Source organism: Sulfobacillus thermotolerans, from assembly GCF_039623705.1.
Classification (GTDB): Bacteria; Bacillota; Sulfobacillia; order Sulfobacillales; family Sulfobacillaceae; genus Sulfobacillus; species Sulfobacillus thermotolerans.
In genome coordinates this window covers 1,825,667-1,844,021 of sequence record NZ_CP133983.1, presented here as the reverse complement: position 1 = coordinate 1,844,021, position 18,355 = coordinate 1,825,667, and the positions used below count along the sequence as shown (strand labels likewise).

The 18,355-nt window shown below is 54.5% G+C and carries 17 protein-coding genes; 3 read left to right on the top strand and 14 right to left on the bottom strand.

Annotated elements, in window-relative coordinates; genetic code table 11:
• Positions 1-74 precede the first annotated feature (74 nt).
• The 5 genes from ORD20_RS09440 to ORD20_RS09420 all read right to left on the bottom strand — a co-directional run bounded on the left by ORD20_RS09440 (position 75) and on the right by ORD20_RS09420 (position 4,623).
• On the bottom strand, positions 75-635 hold the full coding sequence (locus ORD20_RS09440) for a chromate transporter (RefSeq protein WP_430626703.1): 561 nt from the start codon (positions 633-635) through the stop codon (positions 75-77).
• Between the two features lie 159 nt (positions 636-794).
• Positions 795-2,003 carry an MFS transporter gene (locus ORD20_RS09435; protein WP_158246334.1) on the bottom strand — a complete coding sequence of 403 codons (1,209 nt, stop codon included), beginning with the start codon at positions 2,001-2,003 and terminating at the stop codon, positions 795-797.
• A 79-nt stretch (positions 2,004-2,082) separates the two neighbouring features.
• On the bottom strand, positions 2,083-3,525 hold the full coding sequence (locus ORD20_RS09430; RefSeq protein WP_103376126.1) for a dihydrolipoyl dehydrogenase family protein: 1,443 nt from the start codon (positions 3,523-3,525) through the stop codon (positions 2,083-2,085).
• A 224-nt stretch (positions 3,526-3,749) separates the two neighbouring features.
• Positions 3,750-4,091, bottom strand: coding sequence for a DUF6582 domain-containing protein (locus ORD20_RS09425; RefSeq protein ID WP_103376125.1), 342 nt, complete (start codon positions 4,089-4,091; stop codon positions 3,750-3,752).
• A gap of 25 nt (positions 4,092-4,116) precedes the next feature.
• Entirely contained in the window at positions 4,117-4,623 is a 507-nt protein-coding gene (locus ORD20_RS09420; RefSeq protein WP_158246333.1) for a universal stress protein, read from the bottom strand.
• 84 nt (positions 4,624-4,707) lie between these two features.
• Between ORD20_RS09420 and ORD20_RS09415 the strand changes: the two genes are divergently transcribed.
• Positions 4,708-5,922, top strand: coding sequence for a bifunctional 3,4-dihydroxy-2-butanone-4-phosphate synthase/GTP cyclohydrolase II (locus ORD20_RS09415; RefSeq protein WP_103376121.1), 1,215 nt, complete (start codon positions 4,708-4,710; stop codon positions 5,920-5,922).
• A gap of 59 nt (positions 5,923-5,981) precedes the next feature.
• On the opposite strand, the gene ORD20_RS09410 is transcribed toward ORD20_RS09415, so the two are convergent.
• From ORD20_RS09410 to ORD20_RS09385, 6 genes are read right to left on the bottom strand one after another with little or no spacing between them, the layout of a single operon-like run.
• On the bottom strand, positions 5,982-6,200 hold the full coding sequence (locus ORD20_RS09410; protein ID WP_430626126.1) for a hypothetical protein: 219 nt from the start codon (positions 6,198-6,200) through the stop codon (positions 5,982-5,984).
• Entirely contained in the window at positions 6,197-6,697 is a 501-nt protein-coding gene (gene folK, locus ORD20_RS09405) for a 2-amino-4-hydroxy-6-hydroxymethyldihydropteridine diphosphokinase (protein ID WP_103376118.1), read from the bottom strand. Before folK ends, ORD20_RS09410 begins: the two co-directional genes overlap by 4 nt.
• Positions 6,690-7,049, bottom strand: a complete 360-nt coding sequence (gene folB, locus ORD20_RS09400; RefSeq protein ID WP_158246332.1) for a dihydroneopterin aldolase — start codon at positions 7,047-7,049, stop codon at positions 6,690-6,692. The genes folK and folB overlap by 8 nt, the downstream gene beginning before the upstream one ends.
• On the bottom strand, positions 7,042-7,881 hold the full coding sequence (folP, locus tag ORD20_RS09395) for a dihydropteroate synthase (RefSeq protein ID WP_242968586.1): 840 nt from the start codon (positions 7,879-7,881) through the stop codon (positions 7,042-7,044). Before folP ends, folB begins: the two co-directional genes overlap by 8 nt.
• On the bottom strand, positions 7,871-8,992 hold the full coding sequence (locus ORD20_RS09390; RefSeq protein WP_430626125.1) for an amidohydrolase: 1,122 nt from the start codon (positions 8,990-8,992) through the stop codon (positions 7,871-7,873). The genes folP and ORD20_RS09390 overlap by 11 nt, the downstream gene beginning before the upstream one ends.
• A complete protein-coding gene (locus ORD20_RS09385) occupies positions 8,970-9,449 on the bottom strand; it encodes a hypothetical protein (RefSeq protein WP_430626124.1) in 480 nt (159 codons plus the stop codon). The genes ORD20_RS09390 and ORD20_RS09385 overlap by 23 nt, the downstream gene beginning before the upstream one ends.
• A 161-nt stretch (positions 9,450-9,610) precedes the next feature.
• On the opposite strand from ORD20_RS09385, the gene ORD20_RS09380 reads away from it, so the two are divergent.
• Positions 9,611-10,939 carry a sensor domain-containing diguanylate cyclase gene (locus ORD20_RS09380; RefSeq protein WP_158246331.1) on the top strand — a complete coding sequence of 443 codons (1,329 nt, stop codon included), beginning with the start codon at positions 9,611-9,613 and terminating at the stop codon, positions 10,937-10,939.
• Here ORD20_RS09380 and ORD20_RS09375 read toward each other — a convergent pair.
• Complete coding sequence (locus ORD20_RS09375; RefSeq protein ID WP_158246330.1) at positions 10,936-13,404, bottom strand: UvrD-helicase domain-containing protein; 2,469 nt, start codon at positions 13,402-13,404, stop codon at positions 10,936-10,938. The two genes, ORD20_RS09380 and ORD20_RS09375, sit on opposite strands and share 4 nt — an antisense overlap.
• The gene (locus ORD20_RS09370; protein WP_103376113.1) at positions 13,401-15,869 is read right to left on the bottom strand and encodes a RecB family exonuclease; all 2,469 of its coding nucleotides are present in this window, start codon (positions 15,867-15,869) and stop codon (positions 13,401-13,403) included. Before ORD20_RS09370 ends, ORD20_RS09375 begins: the two co-directional genes overlap by 4 nt.
• Before the next feature lie 97 nt (positions 15,870-15,966).
• Here ORD20_RS09370 and ORD20_RS09365 point away from each other — a divergent pair, with 97 nt between their 5' ends.
• Positions 15,967-16,785, top strand: a complete 819-nt coding sequence (locus ORD20_RS09365; RefSeq protein WP_158246329.1) for an HAD family hydrolase — start codon at positions 15,967-15,969, stop codon at positions 16,783-16,785.
• A 20-nt stretch (positions 16,786-16,805) separates the two neighbouring features.
• On the opposite strand, the gene hutH is transcribed toward ORD20_RS09365, so the two are convergent.
• Positions 16,806-18,344 (bottom strand): histidine ammonia-lyase, encoded by a 1,539-nt coding sequence (gene hutH, locus ORD20_RS09360; protein ID WP_103376111.1) that lies wholly within the window; start codon positions 18,342-18,344, stop codon positions 16,806-16,808.
• Positions 18,345-18,355: the final 11 nt, after the last annotated feature.

Sequence of the window (18,355 nt, the reverse complement as noted above, 5' to 3'; positions counted from 1 at the left end):
ATCCCCCGGCTTGGTGCGGGCGCGTAGCCGTTTGACAATATCTCGACCTGGTCTTAGACATTTCAGCTCTAAATTTATTCGTGGTGAATCTCAGACGTAGGTTTGCTGCCCCGAGAAAGTGGTTGGCGCCTTATCAAAAAATCGAATAACCCAATGGCTGCTGCTATCCCAATCGTGATAACGGGGTTGAGTCCCAAAACAGTCAGGGCCAATGACAAAAGCGCTAATATTGCGGTGACGACGGCTTTCGGAACATCTTTCCATAATGTCCAAACCACGTCAATTAACAGGCCCACGACAGCCACTTCGATGCCATGCAACGCACCCGTTAACCAGGGATTATGCAAGATACGCGTCGCGACGGCCAACAACATAATTAACAAAAAAGACGGCCACAAGGCGGCAATGGTGCCCATCACCAAGCCTTTCCACCCTTGCAGGCGGTAGGCGATGGCGGCCAAAACATTAGACGTGGTTGGTCCTGGTGCAAAAGCACTCATTTCGACAACATTATCAAATTGCTCGGCATCGATCCATGCGTGACCATCCACCACTTCGCTACGGATAAACGACAGCACCGCATACCCCCCACCGAAGCCTAAAAGGCCGATTTTTGTGTAGACCCCTATTAACACTAATGGCACTTTTCATCAAAGGAATCATGCCAAAGCCCCCGCCAAATCCCAACAATCCCACCCACAAAAAATTCAACACCAGCGCTACTACATGTCCGATATCCTTGACAACCTCCTTCCTCACGATCCCACTTGGCATTCATCCTACCACGTAGGCTATCAGATCGTCTTGTGCGAGACGCGTTTTGCATAGGCTAGCAGTCCTATGCCCACGAGATAGATCAATGCCAAAAGGCCCCAGGCAGGACGATAGGAGTCAGACCAACGGATAATCAGGCCAAAAATCGGTAAGAAGAGTACAATGCCTATAAAACCGGCCATGCCTGTCAGCCCCAACGCAATGCCGCGTTGCGATGTTGAGCTTTTTTGGGCTACCCACGCCGTCAACAAAGCATTCCAGCCATCAAGGCCGGCGCCGAGCGCAAAAAAGATAAGAATAATCACCACGAGTGGTATGCCGTGCGGAATAATAGCCCATAACACCAATGACAAAACGCCCACACTGCTGGTTAACGCAATCAGCCACGGAACACTGTGCGCCCCCTTGTCCATCATCTTACCCATATAAATCCGGGCCAGAAATCCTCCCAACAACGCCAGCGCTATAATAGGCCCCGCAATACCCATGTGCACATGCCAACGGTCGTGCAAATCTAACAGCGCATACGTCAGCAGGGCATATTGACCCGGCGACAATAGCAAACTGGTCAACAACGGATACTTCAAGGGCCGCAATACCTCTACCAGACTTTTGAGCCCTTGCGTCGCAGGCATGGCCGCTCGCGGCGAGTGATTCGTGGGCGCAAGCGCCCAGGCAAATACCAGCGTCCACCCGCCGGCATTTACAGCAATGACCCAAAGCACCGTGGCCAGCGACCAAGTTTTGACGAGAAATGGAAATAAACTGGCAGCTAAAATCCCCCCTAAGGGAGTTGCGGCCTGGCGGATCCCAATGGCCACGCCCTCCCGCGACGATCCATCAAAGACGTGCGTAATAGCGGTCGTTCCCGTCAAGGACAACGCCGGAAGAAAAAAACCGACCAGACTTAATAGCGCTTCCAAAGCCCAAAAATTACGTGGTAACAACATTGCCAAAAGCCCCATCACGACGAGGATGGCACTTCCTGCCATCCATGCCACGCGGCGTGATCCGAAGCGGTCCAGGGCGATGCCAGCGGGAATCATGCCAATAACGGCTCCTAACGCCACAGTGGAAAACAAAATGCCCATTTGCGTGACGCCCAGGCGAGCATATTCTTTAAACGCGACACTAAGTATGGATAAGCCTTGTTGCGACATCGTAATCGCCAATTGATCCAGCGACGCAATTGTCAACAGCCCTGCTGGACCAATGCTTTTAGACTTCATACGCCTCAGCAGCATCAAGGTTCAACGCTGCCTTTCCTCCCCACTCAATTTACACACCCGCAACTTTGCGCGAACGGGTTTAGTCTGTCCTGATTGCCCCGCCCTCTTGCGCTGTTTCGCTCTGGGCCTCTATAAGCGCCTTCATCGCTAGGTCCGTGACCACCTCATGCAGCGTCGGATGAGGATGAACCGTCTCGACGAAAGATTCGAGCGTTCCTTGGTGGGTCATGACCTGCGTCATCTCGCTAATCAGCTCTGAAGCCCCTAAACCAATAATCTGACATCCCATAATCTTATGCGTTGCCCGGTCCCAAATCAATTGGGCAAAGCCCCTCTCATCTCCGGCCACCAAGGGACGAACGCTGTGCTGGTATTGCCACTGCGTGACCCGCCAGGTGGGGTGCATCACCAATGACCGTGTATCAGCACCGACCGCCGCAATTTCTGGTGAAGACATGATGACATGGGGCACAATGTCATGAGCAGCCGCGGTTGGCTTTTTCAAAATATGCTGGGCCACAATAGAGGATTGCCGCGCTGCCGCATGGGCTAGCATGATTTGTCCATTCACGTCGCCCGGCGCGTAAATATGAGGCGCTGTCGTTTGAAAATAACGATTCACCGGCACTTCCCCCCGCGGCCCAAGCGTAATCCCCACTTTGTCCCATGCCATCTGCCCCGTATTCGGTTCTCGCCCAATGGCAACCAATACGCGGTCCACCGTTTTCCGACGAAAGCCTCTTAATGGATGATTATATCCGACTGTCCATCGACCATCAGGACGCGTCTCAATACGCGTAACCCGGACATCGGTTTCGACCTCGATGGGATTGATGGCACTCGACCAGTTTTTCGTCAAATACGCCCCAATGGCGGGATCTTCCGAGGCCAATATGCGAGATGCTGCCTCCAACACATGCACGTGGGTACCCAGTGCCTGATACAACGTGGCCAATTCTGCCCCGATATATCCTCCCCCGACGATGCATAAGGATGATGGAATGGTGTCTAGCTTTAACGCTTGGGCGTTAGTCCACAACGAAGCATCATCCGCTTCAGGAACCCGTAGAGGCTTAGGCCGCGAGCCGGGGCTCGCGATAATATAGTCTGCCGATAGGATTTTCCGGGCATCGCCAGTTTGCACGACGACGTGATGCGCATCTAAAAAATCAGCACGGCCATAAACGACGGTGACCCCTAACTGAGTCAAACGTTGTTGCATCTCTAAAGACCGTTGCCGCAAAATTTTCTGCTTCCGTTCCGTCAAAACAGACAGGGCCAATTCCTGAAATTGAGCGTTAGCCAGTCCAAAACGTGCCGCCTCCTGTATATCTCTTATTCGTTTGGCGGTTTCTAAATAAATTTTCGAAGGGATACATCCTTCAAATAGACACGTGCCTCCCAACGCGTGGCCTTGCTCTATCACCGCGACCCGCTTGCTGTGACGTGCCAAGTAAAGGGCGGCAGGAGTGGCTCCTGGTCCCGCGCCAATGGTGACAACATCGAATTTTGTGGTATCCATTCCCGCTCCCCCTTATCGACGGACCGCCCCTAGTGAAGAGCACCACTTTGCGCTATTAATCGTACAACTTTGGCGGACGCCTGGATAATTTTAACAGTATAGACGGTTACTATCCGCCTTTCTTTTCTTATTCCAAAGGGCCGTGTGCATAACCTCAAAGGCTCTTGTTCGCAAAGATTTTCATTAAAAAATGCCGCAAGATGTGCTCTTGCGGCTCATTGGCTCTATCCCTCATAGCCCGCCCTTCTGAGAACGTCTGGGCCGGGCTCAATACCAAAACGGCGCTCCGCCTGCACAATGCGTTGCCAGATTATCCGGCGGTCCTCCTCGGACAACACCTGGTACACATCCATTTGCGGAAATCGACTAGCAGCGTTGCGAGCATGCTCAGGGGTGTCGATGGGCAGCGCATACCACTGCGGAATCGCATAGGCGCTGCGCTCAACAGGATATCCTTTGGGAGGCGTGCGGTGCGCTCCTTCCGGCAGCTTGTCATTGGCAGGCGGCACGGTCTCCGACTCTATAGGATCCCACATATCCTTATGGTGCTGCGATGGATGATCCATATTTCGTCCCTCTTTCTTACTCCCATCACGCGTTTTGGCCCGCCGCGGCCCTTGCCTCTTTTGACTGTGGAGGGGGCACAACGACGACGGGCAGAGCACTATGCGTGACTAACCAGCGAGGAAAACTTCCCAATAATCCTTCAATAAGATGCGATCCGCGGTGTTGTCCCACTAAAATCGCCTCCGCCTTCTCGCGTTGGGCAAATTTATACAACGCTTCGGCTGGCCCGCCTTGCCCAGGTTTCAATTTCAAAATGTGCCATTCGGCAGCAAGGTGCAAGTCAGACGCTTTGTGCAACACGTCTTCCTTTATCTTTCGCGCTTCTTTATTCCACTCATTGCGAAAGAACTCGGCGTCTTCTGCCATTTCACCCTCATAAGAATCGACCGCGTACTCCCGGTAAAAGGCCATAATATCCTCAACATCAACACACAACACCGTCCCTGACGGGGCAATCATCTTCGCTGCTACATCCAAAGCTTGCATGCAAGCCGGGGATCCATTAATTGCGACAACAACACGGTTCATCATATACACCCATCCTTTTAACCGATTCCCTCGCCTATCCTTCTTGGGCCTAGCAATGCCCATGACGTTAAAGAGGTCAAGCATCCAATGACAGAAGAACAGCACAGGGAATTTAATACCATTCCTGAAGCCATAGAAGATCTTCGGCAAGGCAAGATGATCGTGGTTGTCGACGATGAAGATCGTGAAAACGAAGGCGATTTGGTCATGGCCGCCGACTTTGTGACGCCTGAGGCCATCAATTTCATGGCACAATGGGGGCGCGGACTCATTTGTGTTCCCATGACCAAAGAACGGCTCGAAGAATTACAAATCCCCTCGATGGTAGGGGCACCCGATGAATCCATGGACACCGCGTTTACTATCTCCGTCGATGCCAAGAACACAACCACAACCGGCATCTCGGCCCATGACCGGGCAGCCACCGTTCGGGCCCTTATTGATCCTTCGAGCAAACCCGAGGATTTTGTGCGCCCCGGCCACTTGTTTCCGCTCCGTGCGAAAGATGGCGGTGTATTAAGACGCCCCGGCCATACCGAAGCCAGTGTGGATTTAGCGCGTCTTGCCGGGTTGACTCCGGCCGCTGTTATCTGTGAAATCATGGACGACAATGGTACCATGGCCCGCTTGCCACGCCTCCAAGAATTTCGGCGCGAACACGGGCTCAAGCTGATTACCATCGCCGACCTGATTCGCTACCGACGCCATCAAGAAACCCTCTTTATCCGCGAAGGTCGAGCCCAACTCCCCACCCTTTACGGAACCTTTACCGCCATTGCGTATACGGAAAAGGAAACGAAAGATACGCATTTGGCGCTCGTAATGGGTGACGTCGCCAATGGCGAACCGGTATTAGTCCGGGTCCACTCGGAATGCCTCACAGGTGACGTGTTTGGATCCAAACGGTGTGACTGCGGAGACCAGTTGGATATGGCTTTGCGCATGATCGCCCAAGAAGGGCGCGGCGTCTTATTGTACATGCGCCAAGAAGGCCGAGGCATCGGCCTGGCCAATAAGATCAAAGCCTATGCCTTGCAAGAAGCCGGTTACGACACCGTCTCCGCCAACCAAGCTTTAGGATTTCCCGCCGATTCCCGGGACTATGGCGTGGGCTCGCAGATATTAGCTGATTTGGGCGTACGGAACATGCGCCTTCTGACCAACAACCCGAAAAAGTATCACGCGCTAGGTGGCTATGGCTTACGCATTGTTGAGCGGGTTCCTATTCAATCCCCACCTCGCGAAGAAAATGCCTTTTATCTCGAAACCAAAAAAGTCAAAATGGGACATTGGATGGACTGACGGTTCCAGTCTCCCATCATTATACGAAAAGCGAGGTCTCATACTGCCGTGTCAGAACATCAAGGATTTCTCACCACGTATTCCAGCCAATCATGGGCGATTGTCGTGAGCCGCCGGCCCAGACGCCCGCGCCCAGCCGTTTGTTCTCGCGCTAACACGACTGCCCCTTCCGGAACGTGTTCGCGGCGCATCCGCTCGCGCAAGACCTGGTTTGTTGACCCCACACGAGCCAGCTGGGTCAAATCCGCTCCAAGCCACCTTGGCTCCTTACTTTTCATCGGATGCTCCCCCCACAAATCCAATTCATGAGCCGGGTGACCGGTTGATTAGCCACCGCAGCAAGCAACCCCTGGATGTGACCCACGCCCGGAATCGTGAGCTGCGGATCGATTTCCGCCAAAGGCTCTAGCACAAACCGCCGTTGAGCGAGACGGGGATGCGGCACTTGTAATTGCGGTTCGTCAATACGCTCTTCCCCCCACAACAAGATGTCAAGGTCTAACGTTCTGGGCCCAAACCGCTCACCGCGCTCGCGCCCGCAAGCCGCTTCAGCCGCCTGCATTTGGCCCAGCAAACGCTGCCAATCCCACAAGGTATCCAGACACAGAACAGCATTCAAATAATCGGGTTGGGACGGTCCACCTTGCGGAGCTGTCCGGTAAATCCCCGAACACCCCGTCACCCGCCCCGCGCCCTGCAGCCATTCCAATCCTAGGGCAAAACATCCTAACGGATTGCCCAAATTGCCCCCGAAGCCGATATACACCTTAGGCATCACGCCAAATCTCCACTTCTACGTGCCCCAACACGCCATCAACAGGCGGCGCCATTTTGCGAACGCGCACCCGCACTGCTATCACACGCGGCAATGCCAGTACCTCGTCAGCAATGCGTTGCGCCAGGGTCTCCAATAAATTGACCGGAGGAGCTGCCATCACGTGATTGATGCGGCTGACCACCATAGCATAGTTAATGGTTTCGGATAGCTTGTCCTGTAACGCCGCACTGCGCGTATCGAGCCCTATGTCGACATCGACTTGGAAGGGTTGCGGAATATTTTTCTCGTGGGGTAACGCGCCGTGTTTCGCTTGATATTGCAAATCCTTCAACCGAATCCAGTCACTCATGATATTGCCACCGATCGGCCACCGCGACCGCATCGCGCGTGAGCGCAACATTATGTACACGCATGACATCGACGTGGTGCATCGCTGCAATGGCACACACGGTGGCTGTGGCCACATCCCGCTCTACGGGAGGCTTCCCCGTGAGTGTGCCCAAGAAGCGCTTGCGACTCGGACCTAGCAACAATCCCGCTCCCATCCCAGACAACGCGGGTAAATGGCGCAAGACTGTCCAACTGGCCGCACCGCTATACGCAAATCCTAGACCAGGGTCAAGCAAAATCCGGTCGTCGGCGATGTGATAAGCCCGAGCGCGTTGCAAGCCTTGAACAAAAAATTCCTCCATCTCGCCAAGATCCACCACGCCATCGGGCCACGGAACGGGTCGGTTAAACATCATAATATAGCCGGCGTTGCTATCCGCCAGCACCCGAATCATCTCCGGATCCCCTTGAAAGCCTTGAATGTCATTGATAATATCCACTCCCAAGGCAATCGCCCGGCGCGCGACTTCAGCCTTTTGGGTATCGACGGAGAGTCGCACGGCAGGCCAACGGGCCCGGATTTGGCGCAAGGGCTCTTCCAATCGGCGCCATTCCGTTTCGACATCGACGGGCTGATATCCTGGGCGAGTCGATTCTGCGCCGACATCAATGATGTCGGCGCCGTCGGCAATGAGTTGAGCTGTCTGATCCACAGCTCGGACCGGATCGTCGTAGCGTCCCCCATCCGAGAAGGAGTCCGGCGTCACATTGACAATCCCCATCACATAAGTCCTTGAACCGAGATGTAAGGGACGGGTTCCACAGCGAAAAATGCGCGGGTTACTCTCCACGGCGCACCTCCTGGGCTCGTTGCCGATCATACACGACGCGCCCCGCCACAATGGTCTTGTCCACGACACTGCGGTACTCAAAAGGATGGCCACTCCAGATCACCACATCCCCATCTTTACCCGGATCCAAAGAGCCTAGGCGGTCACCGACGAGACAAAAATCGGCGGCATTTTGGGTGATGGCCCGCAGCGCCTCGACTTCTTCTAGCCCCTCCCGCACCGCTAGCGCCGCAGAGACCACCAAGTATTGCACCGGCACCACAGGGTGGTCTGTGATTAACGAAATTTTGACCCCAGCGCGGGCTAAGATGCCCGCTTGCGCAAAGCCCCGTTCGCGCACTTCGGGTTTGACGCGCGCGACAAGACCCGGGCCCAACGACACAGGGACGTTATACGCGAGCAATGCATCCATCACTTTGAAGGCTTCTGTACCATGTTCAATGATTTGCTGTACCCCAAATTCTTGGGCGATGCGCAACGCGGTTAAGATGTCGTCTGCTCGGTGCGCATGGGTCCGCAGTGGAATGTGCCTCTCCAACACTTGAACCATGGCTTCTTGATCCAGGTTACGCTCCGTGTGAGGATCATTTTCCAAGCGTTTGCGGTAATTGTCGGCAGCGATAAATGCCTCACGCAGAGCTTTAGCCACGCCCATGCGCGTCATTGGAAACTTCTTGTCGGTGCCGTAGACGCGTTTGGGGTTCTCCCCCATCGCACTTTTCATGCCCGAAGGTGCTTTCAAAATCATATCCATAACATTGTGTCCGACAAGCCTAAGCGTCGCACCTTGTCCCCCAACGACATTGCCACTGCCAGGCGTTACCCACGCTGCCGTGATGCCCCCTTGAATCGCATCGCGCAACGCAACATCCGCTGGGTTAAAGCCATCAATAGCCCGAATCCCCGGAGTCACGGGATGCGTCATTTCATTGCCATCGGCTCCCTCGCGTCCCTCACCGTCATTGAAGACGCCAAGATGGGTATGTGAATCAATAAATCCCGGCAATACGTATTGTCCATGCGCATCAATGACTTGGGCATGCTCTGGCACCCATACGTCTGTGCCGACGGCGACAATCTGTCCATCATCATAGCAGCAAGTCGCCTCCATCGGCTGCCAAGTGCCAAATTGCTTCAGTCTGCCCCAAAGGAGCCTGCAGTTGAATCACTTTGGTGATATGCTGGTCAGCGAGCCGGTAGACGGCCAGCTGCTGGTTATCCACAAAATATAACGCGCGGCGGACAAAAACCAAATCGTCAATGATAGTCCCGGGCACGCTCACAGTTTTCCAAGGATTAGTGGATTCGATAATCCGATTGCGGTAAGAATCAGCAATCCAAAAATCCTTGTGCGCATAGGCAAAGGCCAGAGGACCATATTGCTGACCGTCAAGGCCTCGTGCTACGCCCACATGGGTTGGGCCGGCTCCAAAGGGCGCCTGCCACACGATCCGCGCCTGATCATTCATTTTCCAAAACTGCACCCGGTGCATCCCTTTTGCTACGACTCCCATAGCCAGGCCCAACACCGCCACCGCAATTGCTGCCTGTCGCCGCCTGTTTGCCACCCGCCTCCCCTCCTCCTTCACGTTATGCGTGCATCCCAAAAGACATGTCCTCGTGGCAAAAAAGACATCACCCAAAATCCTTTGTTTTTTTGCTGCAACATCGTTACACTAGGAGAAAGGCCAAAGCTCACCGCGGTACTTTGAGACGCTTTGGCTGTTTGTTGCTGGAAAGAGGAGAAGAACAAACGCGTTACCGAAGACATCCAGCGCGACCCGGGGACCTACCCGCCCAAGCGCACCAGTGGGACGAGTTCTTCAATCTGCTAACCGACCGGATGCTTGTGGGCGTGGACTTGCATACGGACCGATTTCTTTATGCCAATGCGGCTTTGCAAAAAATGTTGGGCTATTCGGCCCAAGAATTGCAGTCGCTCTATGTTTGGGACGTCTTGCAAGAACCCTATAAATCCCAGATTCAGGCGTCCATTGCCCTAGGACTGCAAGATCCCAACCATGTCACAGCCACCCTCATTAAAGCCGTGCGCAAAGATCAACAGCCTATTTGGCTGCAAGCCTATGCCACTTCGGTGTTTTATCAAGGACGCATGGTACGCCTCGCCAACTATATCGATATTACCGAAACTATGGCCTTAAAAGAGCAAATGGACCAGGAAGCGGCCACCTTTTATCAAGTGCTAGATGCCATCCCTACTCCCGTCGTCATTGCTCGCGAAAAATTTCTTTATGTGAATCCCGCTACGGTGACGTGGTGTGGATATACGCCCGAAGAGTTCACACACATGCACTTATGGGATGTTCTCGCCGTAAGCGATGATCTGCGTCACCGCATGCAGATCAACATTCAAAGACGGCTAGCGGGCGAATCGTTTACCGAAGAATATCCCCCCATTCAAATCAAAGGGCGAACCGAGCGACCCATCTGGGCCCGGATAGCGTCTCGCACTTTGTGGCACAACCACCAGTGGGTCATCTTAGCGGTCGCTTCCGATGTGACAGAAACTGTTCTGCAAGAACATCAACTGTGGCAGGAAAAAGAACGCTATCGTACCTTATCGGAAGTGGATAGCCTCACCGGGATTTACAACCGCCGGATGTTTGACCGGGCCTTGCAAGCCATCTTACACGAGCACGCCTTAGGCCGCAGACGTCCCGTGCTGATCATGTTTGACTTAGACAACTTCAAACAACTCAATGATGCTCTCGGCCATCATACGGGCGACCGCGTGCTTCGCGAAGTTGTCCGGATCATCCGCAGCAATTTACGCAGCAGTGACATCTTTGCGCGCTATGGTGGAGAGGAATTTACCATTATTATTCCCGACACGTCTTTGGACGCAGCCTATCAGTTAGCCGAACGTCTTCGCACCGCAACACGCCAGCACGACTTTCATATTGGTACCGCCGTCACCATTAGCTTGGGCCTCACCGCACTAGAGCGTGAAGATACCCCGGAAACGGCCATTCACCGCGCCGATGCGGCTCTATATCAAGCCAAACGACTGGGCAAGGACCGGGTCGAGAATGGCTAATGCTTGGAAGCGCCCCAGCGGGGATAGAGATTCCACGCATTGGATTTATCAGGCGCATAGGTATCAATCACCACTAAATAATCGCGCGCCCGGGTCAATGCTACATAATACAAGCGTTCGCGTTCCGCGTCTTGGCGCACGCGTTCTTCTTGCTCTAATGCTTCCCAATCGCGGCTGAGAAGATCCTTACTGGCTAAGGCAATCCGCCCTTGGGACAAACGCAAACCCGGATGCGTTGCCCGAGGACGTGAGTGCCAATTGGCCACGATGACAATCGGCCACTCCAAGCCTTTCGCTCGGTGCACCGTGAAAATATGAACCGCATCATTCTCTGTGGGCAACGGCCCTTCCTCTTCTTTATCGCGTAGCTGAACCTTACGTTCCAACCATTGGCACAACTTATCAATACCCCAAAGATCCCCTAAGTCACGGCTCAAATCCGCAAGTTTTTCAAGATTAGCCAAAGCCCCCGCGTCTTGACGCGCGCTGAGGGCCGCAGGTAGTCCACTCCAATCATAAAGGGCCCAAAAAAAATCTTCAGCCCGCCATGCCCACCACTGTTGGTGCCAATTCCGCAATTGCGCTAAGGCCCGAAGAACCGCCGGATGGCCTTGGGCATTGGCCTCCAGATAAGCAAATGTTCCGCCTAAACGGCGATGCTGGGCCAACTCTCTATGCGAAATGCCCACCCATGGAGAACTCAGCCATGCGACAATGGGCAAGACAGCCTGCGGCTTGCGCAATGCCGAGAGAAACTGCTGAAATCCGCGCACTTCATCCCGTTCAAAAAACCGAATGCCGCCTTCGGGTGCCACCGCTAACCCCGCTTGTGTCAAGACGTCTTGATAAATGCTCATGCCCGTCCGGTTGGGAATCAACAGCGCCACATCGCCTAAAGTAGCCATGCGCGTGGCCCCATTTTGCGGATCTAAAATCGCCAGCTTTTCGCTGACCACCCACTGCTTTAGCCATTCAGCAATGAGGCGGGCTTGAAAAAGTCGTTCGTCATAGGCTGAACCGTCGGTAGGTCCCCCTTGAACGATAAACCGCGGGGCTTCATCAGCTGGCATGTACGGGACAAGGGGTGTATATGGAGCGACATAGGGACGGGCGGGGTCTAGTTGCTGTGGCCAATTTTCCGTAAAGAGGGTATTGACCGGTTCAATGATTTCAGGACGCGACCGAAAATTTTGCACAATATCAAGCAGCAAGGCCCCTTGCTGCTGCAACTGAGCACGTACCATTTGATAGGTTTCCACGCTGGCACCACGGAACCGGTAAATGGACTGCTTGGGATCCCCCACCACAAACAAAGAACCTGCAGGCACCGGTGCCTTTGTCCAATCGCCTTGCCATGATGGATTCAAGGTCCGGATGATAATTTCTGCCTGCACCGCATCCGTATCCTGAAACTCATCCACCATAATCATGTCGTAGTCCCGCTCTTCGCCACGCCCCCTCCGCAAAACGTGGCGAGCTTCCCACAACAAATCATCAAACGTGAGTTGCCCTCGCTGCCAGCGAAAATCTTTCCAAAATGGCAAGAACCCTTGCGTCATAAGCGATAAAAATTCGGCGAGGAGGTAGTCAGCGAGGTGCTGCCGAAACGCTGCCAGGGACTCTTTCAGGTCTGCCACCCACTCCTTTTGTTCCGCCAGCGCTGAGGCCTCGGCCCACTTCTTGCGGTTTCCCTTCGGTGCCCCCACTTGCCAACTGGCCAAGGCCTTATACCATGCGGCACGGTCCAGGGTTTTCAGCGAACGCATAAACCGCACAATGTCATAGATTTGCAGACGTCCTTGATCATCCTCCGCCGCCAGATCCTGAGCCCGCTGCATCCATTTTTCGCCCGTTGCCAATAGCTCATCGACCCAATCCAATCCGGGCTTGGTGGCTGAATAGCTAGGAATGTCCGGCTCTTGGCTAAGCATTTTCGCCATGGTATGAAACCGTTCAAAGGGCAAGCCCAAGCCTAAGATCGTACGCGTGCATTCCGCTGCTGTCCCATCCGACGCTAACCAGGCGCGAAAAGCCTGATCAAACAACTCATCTTGCTCATACGGATCCATGACCCGAAAATTGAGCGGCACCGCGGCACGAGGCCCCATGCGCTGCAAAGTCCGCATCGCAAATCCATGAATCGTGGTAATCGCGGCCCCAGGCAATTGCTCCAAGGCCCTTTGGGCTAATGCCGCCTCGAGAGGATCCCCCTCGCGGATGACGTCCTCAAGGCGCATCGCCAACCGGGAGCGAATTTCATCAGCAGCTTTTTCCATAAAAGTGATCAAGGCGATTCGGTCCAAAGACATCCGTTGGTGAACCACGGCGTAAACGGTGCGCGCCACCATGAGCGTTGTCTTGCCCGTTCCCGCTCCCGCTTCAACCACAATATTATGGCGGAAATCCGTGATAATGCGGTCGCGGGTTTCTTGATCCACGACGCGCGGACGCTGTGCTTGGCTCACCCTTGTTGATCCTCCCATAATGTCCAATATGCGCCCTCTGTCTCATGTTTGCGGCGCGCCTCTGCCTTAATGTCGCCTGGGCACAATCCCGTGTACGGACATAACCGGCACGGATCCGCCGTTAATTGCGGCAGGGGCAAAAAGTCGCCCGCCACCATGCGCTGCGCCATGGCTGCCAAAATATTTTCGACCCGCCCGCGCGGCATTTTCGCCACGTCTAAGACTTTTTCTTGGAATTGATTGTGCAAAGACACGCCGAATAGACGCGCGCTCACCGTAGCCCCCGGCACACTCTGCGCCAAGGCTTGGCGGTACAAGGGCATCTGCAAGTTGTCTGGACGCACATGATTGGGATCAGATAAGGTTCCCGTTTTATAATCTGTAATGAGAAGTTCTTGCGTTTTCCACCCATCAATGCGGTCAATACGCCCAGACAATTGCCATAACACATCTCTGGCCTGCACCGTAAACTCAACTGGATACTCTGTCAGAAACGGTTTAGATGGCCGTACCAAGGGCCATACTTGCCACAATTCGCGGACAATGTCGTCTCGCGCATTCTCTAGCACGGGCCCTACCGGAGATCCCGACCCCATATCCATGGCAGACACCTCATTGACCCACGCGTACAACACATCCAGCGTCAGCTCTTGTCCGTAGGTCACCATTTTCTCTAAAACCGCATGGACCCATTGGCCGCGTAAGGCCGCAGGCACCGCCAAACCATCTTCGGGGGAATCTGCAGGAATTTGTAAAACACGTCCATAAAAAAATGCCAAGGGACAGGTACCAAATGCCTCGAGAGCCGAGGGAGAGGCTTTCAAAGACACCAATTCTTGCGCAACGTCTGTGCCGATCCGCCCTGTATAGTCGTCAAATGCCTTGCTGTCATAGTGGCTGCGGTACCATAAAGCCGACCGCCCATCGTCTTCTGGCCTAACTGACTTTAGGTCTTTGGGGTTGATCGAGACGGGTTCTGGATTAATGCCTATAGGCCATAGGGCATTGCCGTCCTCATAGCCAAACCACCACAGTTCACGAGCCCCTGATTCTTGGAGCAAATGCATGAGATGCAGGTCTTGATCACGACCATGGGTAGATGCCGGCAACCCAAAGTCTTGGGCCAAATGCGCCGGCCATAAGGGATCGGGGCTAGGTGCGCGGGGAAATGTCCCCTCCTCGGCGGCCACCACCGTTATCACAGACGCCGTCAAGAGCCGGGCATTTAAGCCGTATGCCCACCTGAGCCCCTCCTGCGCGCGTTGAAAGGCTGGCTGAAAGGGCAACAAAGCCCACATCTCATCCAGTAAATCCGCATTGGGCCGCCATGGCCAGTGATCGAACAAAGCCCAATCATCTGCTCCTTTAAGCGACCGTGTCAGAGCCTCGAGTCCATGAAATGCGGCGGCTTGTTGCACCAACGCGACCACCTCTGTCCACGAAGAGGCTCGGTGAATGTCCTCCGACCACCGTTGTGCAAACTGCCCGGCTTCTTGGGCCCCGGTTCCGTGCACTGCCATCACTTCCAGCCAATTCCTGTGGTCCGCATCATCGTGGGTATGGCGGACAATGCGCCAAAACGCCTGCCAGACATTACGAGCAAGCCGATACGGCCCAGCGTCCTCCGCTACAACCACCCCGCGGCGCTTGGCAAATTGCAACAAAGGTTCAGGCTCTTGGCCTGTCACAATGAGCAGATGATCCTCTGCGCCTTGGGCTTGCAAATGGCCGGCCACCTTCTCCAACAACGGCGTCCCCTTTCTCACCCGTACCCCCAATTCCCGTGCAGAAGACCTGTGCGCGGGGATTTCCTCAATCACCGCGCCTTCCTCTCGCCACGCATTGACCCATGGCTCGGCAAGTTGATTGCTATAATGCTGCAGCCATGGTGTATAGACCGTAAGCGGATAGCGTGCAGCTAGGGCCTTGATAAATTGCCATTGCGCAGCATGAGCTTCCACATAGCCGTACAGGACTAAAGATTGCCAAGGGCGAACACTTTTCACGGTCTGCGCATATTGATATACCCTCAGTTCATCGTAAACCCGGGTGGGTATAACCCCTTCTAACCACTGTGTAATTCGGGGCCAGTCAATCCCACCTGAGGCGGGCAGAGAAATATGGCGACGGCGTAGTTCTAAAGCATGACGGACAATGCTAAGATAGATACCCGGGACATCAAGGGGCAAACTCTGGGCAAAATCACGCGCTAACAAAAAGGCGAGCGCTTTTTCCATCCCGATCGGTGCAACATGGACACCCTGAGGCAATAACGATCGCGCCAAGTCCCACAAACTGATGATTTCAGGGAGGTGACTCTCTTCAGGTTGGCGCAGTTGGTCAGACAAGAACACCGCGAGTGTCTGATTGGGCACGACAAGACCCCACGGCTGCGTCTGTTGGCGGGCTTGGTTGGTCAACCGTTCCAGTAAATCGGACGCAGAGCCTAGGACAAGTCTTACCACGGGCTTCCCCCTCCTAAGGTGTCAAGCTTTCTTTATATATACGCGGTATGAGACAGAATCCCTGCGCAATGTCGGGATAGAAAAGAGGCGCATGTTCATGATTCGGATGATTGCATGTGACTTGGATGGCACCTTGCTCGATGAGGCAGCACACGTGCGCCCGCAAGCCGCGCACGAACTGCATCAACTCTGGCTCCAAGGGCTGCACGTCGTCGTCGCGACAGGCCGAAGCTGGCGCACCGCGGTACGTGTTCAGCGCGAGCTTGGTATCTCAGGTCCCATTGTCGCGCATAATGGAGCGTATGTCTTCAACCCCGCGCTGCCCCAGCCTGATCTCTACCGGCACGGCGTCCCGATCACGAGAACGCAAGAAATGATGCGTTGGGGATTTCGACACCACGCGCACCTGCGCTGCTATTTGGGATATGCCAACCCTGTCCTATTCACGCAATTTCCTCCCGACTATGACGTATGGCAAAAACCCGAAGACCAAGTAATCACGGAGGACACCGCCATAGAAACTGAGCCTTTGGAAATTTTAATGCTAGGTAACCGCAAGGTCACACAATTTATTGATGATTTTGGCTATCAAGGCCCCGATTATGAATTGACAGTCTTTAGCCATATCGGTTACCAAGAGGTCAATATCTGTGCGCCGCGTGTGACCAAGGCCGAAGGCCTCCAACATTTAGCGCACCTATACCACATCAAGCCACATGAAGTGCTCGCCATTGGCGACGGCATGAACGACCTTCCTATGCTGCAATGGGCCGGCGTAAGTGTCGCGGTCGGCGAAGGGCTCGAAGCCTGCCATCAGGTGGCAGACTACATTACCCCTGTCCCTTGCTCTGATCCCGTCTCCGCCGCTCTCTCGTGGGCATGGCGAAAGCACTTGCTGCGCCCGCTTCCCACCTAGGGGCGGGAAGCGGGCCAGCATCATGAGACAATGATGCCACGCCCCAAGCCTAGTTCATTCAACACTTGCTGTCCTGATTCACTCAGCATCGCAGCGGCAACAACTTCGATATCGGGCGCTGGAGAACGGTCATCCTCAAGCGTCGGCACCATCGTGCGCACCCATTCATAGACCTTGCGGGTCGCAGGCGCCAGCAAGGTCGGTCCAATTAAATCCGCTGCCTGCGCACCCGCCAACAGCTCAATCGCCAGCACATAGCGCAAGTTCCCCACAATCGTTAACGATTTGCGCGCTGAGGTCGTCCCCATGGAGACATGATCCTCTTGGTTTGCTGACGTTGGGATGGAATCCACACTCGACGGATGAGCCCACACCTTATTCTCTGAGACCAGACTCGCCGCTGTGTATTGAGCTAACATCAGTCCGGAATGCAATCCCCCATGGGTGGTAAGAAATGCTGGGAGTCCGGACAACGTGGGATTGACCATGCGCTCAATGCGGCGTTCACTAATGCTGGCCCATTCTGCGGCCACGATCCCTAAATAGTCCAAGACCAATGCCAGCGGTTCCCCATGGAAATTGCCCGCCGAAATGACCATATCCTCGTCGGCAAAAAGAAGGGGATTGTCTGTCGCGCTATTCAACTCCGCGGTCACTACGTCAGCAATATGGGCTAAACCCTCGCGTGCGGCCCCATGCACTTGTGGTGTGGTTCGCAGGGAATAGGCATCTTGCACCCGCAATTGTCCAGGGCTCGTCGTCAATTGGCTACCGTGCAGCAAATCCCGCAGATGCTGCTGCACCAAAGCCTGGCCAGGATGAGGACGTACACGGGCAACGGCGGGATGAAATGCCAAGGGAATCCCTCTAAGCACATCGATACTCAAAGCCGCTGCCGCATCCGCCCAATCGGCCAATCCTGTGGCTTCGTGGACAGCTAACACCCCCATCGCTCCCATCGCCTGGGTGCCATTAATCAAGGCCAACCCTTCTTTGGCTTCTAACACTAAAGGTGTCAGACCAGCACGTTCCAAAGCTTTTGCACCCGGGAGCACCTGTCCTTGGTAGGTGGCCATGCCTTCGCCAATGAGCACTAAAGCAAGGTGGGCCAATGGCGCTAAATCCCCACTGGCCCCAACCGACCCTTGGGATGGAATCACGGGAACGACGTTCTTATTCAACAGGTTCACCAGTTGCTCTACGACCACGGGGCGCACGCCCGAATATCCCTTGGCTAAAGCATTAGCGCGCAGCGCCATCATGCCCCGAACGACCGTTTCAGAAAACGGCGTGCCCACCCCCGCACTATGACTGCGTAACAAGTTCACTTGAAGGGTCTGCCTTTTATCTGCAGGAATAACCACCTCGCTAAATCGGCCAAAACCGGTCGTGACGCCATAGACCGTACGCTCTTCATCCAGGTAACGTACTACCATATGACGGGAGGCCGCCATGTTCATGGCGGCCTCCGGGTCTAACTCCACAGGATCGTAATGTTTTGCAATAGCATAGGTTTGGGCTATCGTTAAGCCCTCCCCCGATAACGTGACATGGGGCATGGCTTTAGTCC